Source organism: Streptomyces sp. NPDC045695 (assembly GCF_056432025.1).
Genome location: NZ_JBWKJU010000027.1, coordinates 62,686 through 73,683, shown reverse-complemented (window position 1 = coordinate 73,683; position 10,998 = coordinate 62,686). Strand labels below are relative to the sequence as shown.

Annotated in this window: 4 protein-coding genes and 3 pseudogenes; 2 read left to right on the top strand and 5 right to left on the bottom strand. The window is 72.5% G+C overall.

Annotated elements, in window-relative coordinates; translation table 11 throughout:
• From AC07DU_RS30925 to AC07DU_RS30915, 3 genes and pseudogenes are all read right to left on the bottom strand, one after another.
• Window positions 1-255: pseudogene (locus AC07DU_RS30925) on the bottom strand (hypothetical protein); the annotation flags it as partial.
• A 715-nt stretch (window positions 256-970) separates the two neighbouring features.
• Window positions 971-1,630 carry a hypothetical protein gene (locus AC07DU_RS30920; protein WP_479115035.1) on the bottom strand — a complete coding sequence of 220 codons (660 nt, stop codon included), beginning with the start codon at window positions 1,628-1,630 and terminating at the stop codon, window positions 971-973.
• A gap of 62 nt (window positions 1,631-1,692) precedes the next feature.
• The gene (locus tag AC07DU_RS30915; protein WP_479115033.1) at window positions 1,693-3,039 is read right to left on the bottom strand and encodes a hypothetical protein; all 1,347 of its coding nucleotides are present in this window, start codon (window positions 3,037-3,039) and stop codon (window positions 1,693-1,695) included.
• A 322-nt stretch (window positions 3,040-3,361) separates the two neighbouring features.
• Between AC07DU_RS30915 and AC07DU_RS30910 the strand changes: the two are divergent.
• A pseudogene (locus tag AC07DU_RS30910) lies at window positions 3,362-3,472 on the top strand (IS481 family transposase); the annotation flags it as partial.
• A gap of 864 nt (window positions 3,473-4,336) precedes the next feature.
• Here the strand turns inward: AC07DU_RS30910 and AC07DU_RS30905 are convergent.
• Entirely contained in the window at window positions 4,337-5,020 is a 684-nt protein-coding gene (locus AC07DU_RS30905) for a maleylpyruvate isomerase N-terminal domain-containing protein (protein ID WP_479115031.1), read from the bottom strand.
• Between the two features lie 175 nt (window positions 5,021-5,195).
• Window positions 5,196-5,424: pseudogene (locus AC07DU_RS30900) on the bottom strand (telomere-protecting terminal protein Tpg); the annotation flags it as partial.
• A 1,310-nt stretch (window positions 5,425-6,734) separates the two neighbouring features.
• Here AC07DU_RS30900 and AC07DU_RS30895 point away from each other — a divergent pair.
• Window positions 6,735-10,847 carry a hypothetical protein gene (locus AC07DU_RS30895; RefSeq protein WP_479115029.1) on the top strand — a complete coding sequence of 1,371 codons (4,113 nt, stop codon included), beginning with the start codon at window positions 6,735-6,737 and terminating at the stop codon, window positions 10,845-10,847.
• The last annotated feature ends 151 nt before the right edge of the window (window positions 10,848-10,998 follow it).

Genomic DNA, 10,998 nt, shown 5'->3' with positions numbered 1-10,998 from the left:
GCCCGAGTACTGGACGTACTCGGGCGCCCCGACAACGCGGCGAGGTGCGGTGCCGGACACCGCGGGCCAGGCGGGACTTTGACGACAGGGCCTAGCGGCGGGCGTGGCGGGCACGCGGCCGCCGGTGCAGCGCAGGGGTCCGGGGGCGAGGAGGAGTTCCTCGTACCGGCCGAGGGCGAGAGCACCGGCAAGGAGTGCTCCGGGCAGCGCCAGCGCGAGGAAGGCGAGGGCCGGTGTCGCCGGATCTGGCCTCACGCGCCGGGCACGCCAGCGAGCGGGGCGCCGGGAAGAACCCTTGGTCAGAGCGGCTGCACTTGCCAGGACACCGACTCGCCGACGGCGTGCGTAACCCCCGGCGCCCACCCCCTCGGGGCGGCTGCCGAGCGGCTTGAGCTACACGGCCTGGCCGCCGCGTTCGAGTCCGCACCCCGGGGCTGGCGTCATCGTCCCGTGTACGCACTGGGACGCGCTGGTCCTCGCCCACGCCATCGGCATGGGCGTGATGCTCCGCGCCGATGCAGGTGACCTCCACACCCCGTGCCTGACCTCCGGCCACACCACTGCGCCTCTGCTGGTGGCGCCCGGAACGGGCCAACTGCTCGCCGGCTGCCCACAGGTGGAAGTCCGCTCCGGGCCCGACGCCTGGGTCGCGTTGCCTCCCTCGTACGGCGTCCGGTGGGACACCGCGCCCGGCGATGATCACAAGCTGCTCCTCGGTGAGGTAGTGCGCGCTCTTCTCGAGCAGGTCCTCAAGCTCGCGTCGGCCCCCGAGCCGAGTGGTGATCGGAATGGCTCGCGAAACGAGGCATCGCCCCGCACCCGTGTCCCCGCCACGCCCGCGCGCCGTAGTGGTGCGGGGAATGGAGGCTCTTCCCGCCGGAGGCAACCGACAACGCGCCACATGTGAGGGAAAGGCCCGAGCCGAAGAAGAGCAGGTAGCCGCGCCCCGGCGGTCAGGCCGCTCCGGCCGTCACCACGACAGGGCCGCCCGGCGGTGAAGCTTCTCCACCAGGTTGTGCCAGGCTTCGGCCCGGACCCGGTCCAAGGGAGAGTCGTCGGCGGCAAATCCCGTCCAGGCAGTGCCGGGCGGGGTGGCAGTGGCACTGCGCAAAGGGGCGAGCACCAGCTCTTCGATCATCTGCCGATGGGAGCGGCCCGTGGCGCGGCGTGGAGAAGGGGCGGCTTCGACGGCCCATTCGGTGAACACGTGCAGTTCCGGAGCCAGCCTCTCCGCATCGCGCCATACGTCGTCAGTCCACGGCCCGGCCCCGAACGTCGTATCGAGCACCGCGTGCATCCGTCGCGCCGACGCCGTGTTGATCGCGTGGACGAGATCGCCCCACCGTTCTCGAACCTCCCGGGCGCGCCCCTGGTGGGGGTTGCGGCCGATGGCCACGGAGATCCCGAGGGTCGGCGCCTTGGAGAGGTGGAGATCGAACCGACACCTTTCCCCCTCACCTCCCAGCCAGACCAGATTCGCGCCCAGCACCCGCGGGAGGCCGTACGTGGTGGATCGCCACGGCAGGCCGGGTGCGGGGCGCAGACGTGCGGTGACGGCTCTGCCGTCAAAACCCACTCGCGCGCGAGCCGTCTGCGCCACGCGGGCGGTCCCGTCGAAGTCCTGCACCACCTGTCGTCTCCTCGTCTCCCTGTACGACGCCTCGGCAGCCGGCGTGCGCGGCGCCGCTGTCCTCATCTCCGGCGGTCGGCGGCCCGGAGCAGTGACTCGTCGGCGATGGCGGCCACCGCGGCCGGCTCCACCCGGGCCAGGACCTCGATGACCGAGGGCCAGTCACCCCGCTCCAGTGCCGGTACGACCAGTCGGCGCGCATCGGGGTCCTGAGCGTGGACTGCCACGACGGCCAGGGCCCGTGCCCGCCAAGTGGACCGCTGGATCGAGCAGGCCACCGCCTCGGCCTGGCCCGTCGATCCCGCCAGGGCCAGGGCGGAAACGACTTCGGCCAGCACCTCCGCACAGAGTTCCGGATCGCCGAGCGTACGGGCGAGAGCCTCTGCCCGCTCGAAGGCGCCTGCCACCACCACCCCCTCGGCCACGACCGCCCGCGCTTCGTGGCGCAGCGCGGGCGTGCGGATCGACCGGGTCCAGGCCTCGGCCCGGTCGGCCGCACCCACTCGGGCCCACGCCTCGCCCACCGCGAGGACAGCTGCGGCATCCACCAGCTGCTCGCCGTCCGTGACCAGCTCGCCCACCGCGTTGATCATGTCTACGTCGCCCGCACGAGCGGCGGCATCCGCGACCGCAGCCAGGGCTCCGGCCCGGTGACCGGGGTCCTCGATGGAGCGTGCCAGACGCAGGGCACGGACGCGGTCGCCGTACTGCGCACATGCCCGCGCAGCCGCCGCCGTCGCCACGGCCCGGGGGGCCTTGTCGCGCACCGACTTCAACAAGGCCTTTGCCCGCTCGTGTTCTCCGACACCGGCCACTGTCCGGAGCAGGGGCTGCAGCGTCGGGGTATCGCTCAGCGGACTCGTCTTTGACCGGGACTCGTCCCGCCCCGCCCGGAGCGCTGTCCGGGCGGCGCTCTCACGCCGTGCCACCTCTTCGAGCCGCTCGATCCATGCGAGGGTCCTGTCGCGATCGCCGACGGCTGCGGCCGCGCGGATCAGGACGGGTATGGCGGGCGCTGTCCACTCGTCGTGCCCCGTCTCGACCTGCTCTGCCCGGTCGAGGAATTCGAGCGTCCACGGGTGATCGCCGGAATCGGCCGCGGCCTGCGCCAGCATGGCCCAGGCGAGCAGACGGGCATGCGGGTACGGAATCGTTTCCGCAAGAGCCCGGGCCTGTTCGTGCTCGCCGTTCCGGGCGCGGACCTGCGCGAGCATCCCTGCCGCTTCGGCCCGCGAAGGCCGATGCTTCATCGCTTCGACCAGCGCCAGGGCGGCGGTGTGATCGCCGCCGGCTGCGGTTTCGCGTACGACGGCGAGCCACGCCGGCGCTTGCTCAGCGGGTCCGTGAAGCAGGCGGACGACGTCCAACGCCCGCTGAAGGTCGGCCACACGAGCCAGCACCGCTGCCAAGATGACCAGGTCAGCAGGGCGTTCGCGGCCGGCCGGGCGAACCCCCGCGGCAGCGCGAGCGAGAGTGGCCAGGTCCGCGGCGCACGGCGAGGAGCGGGCGGCGATTCCCGCATCCGCCGAAGGGCCGGATCCCATGCCCGCCGCCCTGACCACTGCCCTCATGACCCGCACGTCCCGGCTGACCACGCGCCCCCCACTTCCCGGTGACACCGGGCCCCATGCTACGGCGGAGACGGCGCGCCCCGTTTCCCGCCGTAGCTTGGGTGAGGGCCTCCGGGTTCGGTGTGGATTGCGACATCTACATCGATCCGAGGAGGCCCTCGTGGTCCACCGTAATGCCCCGCTGACCGAGACCGGACGACTTCGCCTCGCCCGCTGTGTCGTCGATGACGGGTGGCCCGTGCGCCGGGCAGCGGAACGCTTCCAGGTCGCGTGTATTTTCTCCAGGTCTGACTGGTGGCGACACCCGTACCCGCGGCACAGCAGTGCCAGCCGTCTCCCTGCCGCGACAGGAGCCTTGGCCCGCAAGGCCTACCCGTGCTGCTCGCGCTTCTCCCTGCCGGATACCTGAGAACCGGCAGGCGCAGACGCCAGCTCTACCGTGATCAGCTCGGCGAAGTTCGAGCAGCTGCGCCGCCTGTTCCGCACACCCCGGGCGGCGGACGCGCCATCCACGCGGTTCGTATGCGCCCTTGCCCGGCCCACACCTGGTGACCGAGTCCGGCAGCGATGCCCTCTATCCCTTCGCCACCGCGCCAGCCGCCACCCTCAGCTGCGGCACCGGGTGCAGCCGGTGGGGCCAGCTCCTGGCGAGGGACATGCCAAGCGCACCGCCGTCGAACCGGCGAACCCGACAGCCGCGGCCTGAGGCCGTACGCGCCCTCCCGCTCCGCGGAGAACACGTCGTCGGCGTCCATCTGGGCCGGCAGCCGAAAGGAAGCCCAGGACGAGGACGGCGTGAAGCAGCCCGGAGAGCTGCTGGGCGGTTGCTGACTGCGGTTGCGTCCGGGGCTGCTGCACGTGCCACGGAAGTGTGGGGGGCGCCGGGCAGGGCGCATTCAGATTCGCTGCAGCCCGTGGCCGATATGGCGTGCGCGGGTCAGGCTCGGTGCCCACCCGTTTGAGCCGAAGCACGATGGCTGTCACCTTCGCGATGGGGTGAGCTGGCCGTTGGGGCGCGTGGAGCAAGCTGGTTGTCACCGACGAGGCACGCGGCTTGTCACAACAGCCTTCTTTGCCTTCTGTTGTTCCCGGCCACTTGATCACGGCGGTGACCTCTCCGGCTGTGGGCAGGTGGCTATGCGAACAGGGGAAATCGGGCGGCGTCCACACCCAAGTGCTCTCGGTCGTTACCGGACAACGACGCGCGTCCGGTCGCCACGCGCGCGTACTGCGCGTCGTCCCACGGCACCGGTACCGGGCGGCCCAGCAGCCCGTCCAGCGTACGGCGCGTTTGGCCGAGCCCTTCCGCCGAGGGTCCTGGTGCATCGGGAAGCGACACGATGAGGTCAAGATGGTGGATCGTCGCCTCGACGGCCAGCGTGCGGATCAGATCACCGGCACTCAGCACGTGGCCCTGGGTGGCGACGTACTGGTCGGGCGCGGCACCGGCCGCGGCGTCAACCACTGCGGCTGCCGTCTGCGAATACAGCTCGCACAGCTGGTCGACGTGCAAGAACATGCTGGCGACGACCCGAGTGAACCTCCGACCGTTGGCCGCGCCCACGGCGTCCGGGCGCCAATCCTCCCAGTAGGTGACCGCGTCGCGGTCCGGCGTCTGTTCGGCAGGCGTGTGCAGCGCCACCAGGCCGCGTTGCGCGTCGCTCAGGCAGTGGAAGACCAGGTCGCGCACCGACCAGCCGGCGCAGCCGGTCGACAGCCACGACCGCTCATCTGTGATGGTCGTGACGACGGCGTCGAAGGCACCGTAGGCCGCGCGCAGTACGTCGGCCGGACGCTGTCCTTCCTCCTCGTAAGGCATGCCCGCGAGGATAAGACGGCTGCCTGTCAAAGAACACCCCGCCGGCCCGCCCGCCCGCATCGGACAGAGGTACATGGGCACTGTGTCAATCCTCTCGATCCGTGCGCCTTCCGGTGGTGTTCGCCAGCACGGTGACAGCAAGTGCGCCTTTGTGACGACTGCCCTGCGTCGGCTCACCGTTGGGGGCAGTGCCGCCGGGCCGACCCACGGTGTACCCGAACCGTGCCCTCGTCTCCACCGTGATCCCGGTGCGGGTGGCGGCTTCCTTCCGGCGGCGGTCGCGGACCTTGGGCTGCCAGCGTGTGCGCACGGCCGCGTCGATCCGGTCAGTGATCGCTGGGCGGGGTCTTGCGTTCGCCCGTGCGGTAGCGCTGGCTGACGCCGAGCTCGGCCGCCAAACCACGCTCCGGGGGCCCGGACCCTCCGTGCCCGTGATCGGCTGACCAGCGGAGAGTTGCCCAGCTGAGCAGGAGGACAGAGATGAAGGTCCATCGGCGATCGTGATCCCACGTGCGGTACGGGTTGCGGAAGGGTGTTTGCAGCGGCGGCCATCAAGCGGTGGACTCCTTCGACTGCGGCGAGCGGGGTGTTCGGCTCTGCTCCGGTTTAGCCGACCCCCAGGCCGCCAGGAGACGCTTCCGGTCAAGGCGTCGGCGACCAGCGGGGCGCGTCGGTGCGGGAGAGGTCGGCGCGCGTCTGGTTTCGACTGCGTTCCGCAGGGGCATTGCTGCGGGTGAACTTCAGGGCTGATCGCATCAGCCAAGCCGTCGTGCCTGGCCCACCCGGGGCCAGGCGCGACGCTCGTTCCCGCGTGCCCAGCTGCGGCTGGACACGTCGGCCCCAGCGTCTGCCGAGCCGCCCCACAGCCATCGGCGCCAACGTTCCTGCGGCCCGCAGGGAACGGACTGCGCAGCCGCCAGCGCGTCGGGAGCCATCCCTTCCTGATCCGCCCTCGCCAGCACTCCGGGCAACATCCGCGCGTACGAGAACCTGCACTTCGTCCTCGCCGGGCTTACGCCGTCATGAGCTTGCAGCCAGCGGGAGCGGCCGGGCGGCTGGGGTGGGCTGGGCGAGGCGGGAGCCGAGGCGGAAGCGCATCTCCCCTGCGGGCGTACGTACCTCTTCGGAGCCGGTCTCTTCCTCGAGGTCACCGAGCAGCATCATCACTGCCCTGGCTTCGTCGCCGGTGAGGAGCTCGAGTCGGTGTAGGTGACAGCGTTCAGGAGCACGCCGAGGAAGTCTTCGTCATCCATGTCCATGCCGGAGACCACGCCGTACCGCGGCCACCGGTCACCACCGCAGCGCCTGACGGCACGCCGGTACCCTTTGCCGCGCCGTCCGCAGTAGCCACCGTTGTGGCCATGGCCATGGCCGCCCCCCTGCCGGCCTTGGTCGGCGCCTCCTTCGCAGCCCCCACCGAGCTGTTACCCCCCTACGCCCCGGTGCTGGAGCCGCCTGCTCCAGCCGTGTCGTCACCGGGCGATGTGGCACCGTCTGGGGAATGGCCCCCTTGCGGTCGCGCGCGCCGAGCTGGTCCGGCCGTCCGCCGCACCTGCAGCCGAGATCCACGGGTCCGCGGAGGGCTCCCCGAACGACCCCGCGGTGCCGCTCCGACCGAGTACCGCGAAGCTGGCACGGCCGGGGCAGCCCAATGACTCCTGACGCCCCAGAATCCCCCGGACCGCTGTCAGAACCGCCTGGCAAGATCACACGTATGACCAGCAACACCGGAACTCCCGTCCCACTCCCAGCCAATCACCGCATCTCCGAGACGTACGCCGACTGGGCACGCACTCAGGGGCCGGGCGTCGAAACCGACGCCCGCGACACGATGGAACGGGCGGGCAGCAGCCGGCACCGGGCCCGGGAGAAGCCCGGCCGGTTCGTGGACGACGCGGAGCGCCTGGCCCGAGGCCTGCCGGCCGCCCACCTGCCCTGGTTCTGGGACACCATCGGTCATTGGATGCTGGAGACGCACCGCCGCTCCGCCGCGCGCGCCTACGCGCAGGCGCGCGCCGCCGAGCGCACCCACGCTCTGCCGGTCGACCCCGACTGGCGGCGGGCGAATCAGCTGCTGTTCGCCCGTTTCGGCGCCCTGCCCGCCAGTGAGCTCAGCGGTGCGGCGGCCTGGTTGACCGGTGTCCTCGAACCGGATGAGGCGCACCACGAGTTCGTCCGCCTGCTGACCGCTTGGGCGGCGTCCCCCGGCGAGCTCCCCGCCGATCTGGCCCGCGGAGTCCGGGACTCGGCCCGTGCTGCCGGGCTCGGCAGCGAGGAGGAGGCCCGGGTGCTGGGCGGGGTGCTGGCCGCGGCCCGGGGCAAGGCCGTACCCGACCGGCTGCTCGACGCGGCCGCCGGCCCGCTCACCGCGCACCCGCCCGCCGACGAGCAGGCCACTGCCCTCCTCGACCTGTTTCCCGAGTCGAAGAACGACGCGGCTGCCTGGCTGCGTCTGCTCATCGCGTGCGGCGCCGCCGACGCGGCCGCGGCCGGGCGGATCACCCCGGAGGGCGGCCTCGGCGACTGGCTGCGCCGGTACGCCGCCGGATACTCCCACCGCACGGTCGGCGGCGGTGGGGTGACCCGCCAGCCCATGCCCGCGGAACTCTTCGACCTGGTGCGCCGGTTCGCCCCGCTGCTGCGCGCGCACGGCACCCCGGTCCGGCTGCACGAGGACCGCTACCGGTGGCCGCATCTGGACGCCGACCTCCTCGACCTCTGCCTCGCCGAGGGCATACCCGTCCACGACCCCGGTGCCGCGATCAGCCTCGAGTTCTGGGGTGAGCACTCCCAGCGCGACCTCAAGGCACTCGCCTCCGACCCGGTGTTCGGCCCCCGGCTGGAAGGCACCGTGCACGCCGGGCTTCGCACCCGTGGCGGCACTGCGCTCAGCGGCACTGCCATCAGCCGGCTCCCGCACAATCCGGGCATCACGGCCGAGGTGCACGCCCGCGTCGAGAAGCTGCTCGACGCCCTGCGCGGCGGGGGACTCGCCGCCGCAGACGAGGCCGTCGACGAGCTGCGCCGCCTCCTCGACCGGCCCACCGCCATCGCCCTGGACGGCATCGAGGAGGCCCTCGACGCACTCGACCTCACCGGCCCGCTGGCCCGCGCCCTGCGGGCCGGGCTCCCCGAGGAGCTGGGCTGGCCCGCACTGGACCAGGCCCTCGCCGCGTTCCGGCCCGACGAGACGGTGCACGTCACCTGCACCTGGCCGGTGCTCACCGTGTACGGCGAGACCCGCGCCTTCGCCGTCGACCACGCCGGGCTGCGCGCAGAGCACACCCTGGAACTGCCCGACGGCGCACTCGGCCACACGGTGCACTGGGTCGGCGGCCAGTTCCTCGTCGCCTGGAACGAGGAACACAAGGACAACTCCTCCAACACGGCCTACTGGTCCGACCGCCCCGGCGAGAAGTTCGAACCGGAGCAGACGTACGGGCTGCGCCCCTACGGCGGCAGCATTCAGGGCGGCCTCGGCTACCAGTTCGAAACCCCGGACGGGGGCGGCCGGTTCGACGGCGAGCGCGTGCTGCGGGCCGGGGGCCGTGAGGGCATCGGCGCCCGCGACTACCAGATGACCGACGGCCACGCCTTCTGGAGCGCCACGGTGTTCAGCGAGGGGCGCGGCGGCTGGGCCGGCACCGACCCGGCCACCGGTGTTCCCACCGCCGACCGCACTCTGCCCGCCTTCCATGACCCCGACCGGTCCCTGCCCGGCACGAAGCCTTTCCCCGACCACCGGATCCTCGCCGCGCTGCCGCCCGGTGCCCCGCCCTCTCCGCTCGGCCAGGACGGCGCACTCACCGGCTGCCGGGTCGACTACCGCACACCGTACGCGGGTCCCTCGCCCCGTGAGTTCGTGCTGGAGTCCGTCGACGGCCGTACCGCCTCCTACCGCAGCAACAACTGGGGCCGTCGCCCGTGGGGAATCCTTGCCCTGCCGCTCGGCGGTGAGGACGCCGTCCTGGCCGGCGGGACCACCGTCCGCTGCCATGCCGCTGGCGACAACTCGCTGCTCTGGCAGGTCCAGGGCTTCCCCGGCAGCCGCGACAGGGCCCGGAGCCGCGCCACTCTGGGCGAACTGGCCGGGCCGGTGCCGCCACCCGCCTTCTGGCACTTCCTCACCCCGCGCGACGAGCCCTCCTCCCGTGTCCTGCGGACGATCACGGACAGTGCGGTGCGCGAGCTGCTGCACCAAGGCACCAGGAGCGCCGTGTCCGGAGTGACCGACCCGCGGGTCCAGGAGGGCGTCGACCGCGCCGTCCGGCTCGCCGCCGACGTACTGCGCCGCCGCCGGGAGCTGTCCCACCGGGTCGCCGTCATGCGGGCCGGGCCGGTCGTCGAGCTGCCCGACCCTGCGCCGGACAACCGGCTCGTCCCGGCCCTCCACGGCCTGCTGCCCCAGTTCCGCGGCTACGAAGAAGGGCAGCCGCAGCCACAGCCCGCCCTCCTCACCTCGGTCGCCGCCGACGGCCGGTACCTGCGCGGTGAGATCGACGACGAGGTGCGGGTGCTCGCCCTGCCCGCGCCGCCCTCCGAGTGGGCGGTGCTGACCGGCCGGATCGATGCCGTGGCCTGGCGGACCGTCGTCGCGGCCACCCCCGACGAGCAGCGACAGGCGCTGGCGGCACTGCTCGGCGTGTGGAGCCAGCAGCCCTTCGCGGAGGCCGACAGCTCCTGGCGGACCGGCCGGGCCCCCGAGCAGCGGATCGCCGCACTGCGCGCGGACGGTTTCGGGGTGGCCTCCGGCCCGGAGCGCAGCGGCCTCGCCCCCTTCCTCCAGCGAGCAGCCGATCCAGTGCCCGACGATGCCGAGGAGTGCGCCACGCACACCATCGCCGCCGATGACACCACCCGGCTCCCCCGCCTGCTGGCCCTGCTCGCCGAACAGGGCCCGCTGCCGGTGCCCGAGGAGGCCGTGGACCTGTTCCGCTGGCGCACCGGGGTGGCGCGCCCGATCGCCGCCCTGGTCCTCGACGGATTCGCGGGCAGCGACGACTACGGTGCGCACCGCAAGCTGGTCCGCTCCAAGCCGTACAAGGCGGACCAGAACACCCTCTACGCGTACGACGAGTTTCGGCGGCGGCTCGGTCCGGCCGGCCGGCGCACCGTGCTCGCCGCCGCTCTGCCCGGCGACCCGGCGGAGCTCTGGGCCCCTGGCGGGATGACCGCGGCCGCGGAACGCATGGCCGCGGCCTGGACCCAGCTGCTCGGTGGCGCCCCGTACACCGATGACGGCAGCCATGCCGCTGCCCTCGCCGCGGACCACGGACTCCCGGAGATCTGGGCCACGGCCCTGCTCACCGGCCGCCTTGAGAAACCTCTGGAGGCCGACGGCATGCAGGCCGCCGCCACCGCCGTCGCCTGGGCTCTCGCCGAGCGCCCGGTAGAAGACCCTGCCGCGCAGGGTGCACGCCTCCTGCTCGGCGCGCTCACGGACCTGCCCGCCGATCTGCTCACCGCTCTGCGCAGGCTGGCGGACCGGTCCGCCACCACCCCCGTTCCGCCAGGCCAGTACGAGACCAACCCGCTGTTCAGCGTCCCGCACCTGGTGGACGAGGTGGCGGCGGCTCTCGGTGTCAGCCGTGACGCGGCCGCCCTCCACCTCCAGCTGCACGCTTTCGACCGCCCGGCCGACCGCACCGTCCGCCGCTGGAACTCCTGGTCCATCGAACATCACCGCGCCGTCCGCAAGGAGCTGACCGCCACAAAGGCCCCGCGCCCCAAACCCGCCGCCCCGGCAGAAGCCCCCACTGCGGTCCCGGCACCCGCGCACGAGCGGTTCACCCGAGCCTGGGCGGCACGGCCGGAAACGAAGGCGTGATGCTGCTGCACGCCTCCCGCACATACGGTTCCTAGATGATCAATTGCAAGGGGGCAGTGCTACCCCAGGACCGATTGACAAAGACGCGTGGAGGGCGTCCGCGCGGGGCGTCGTCGGCCTCGGCGGTTCTGTGATCGATTACCGTGACGCA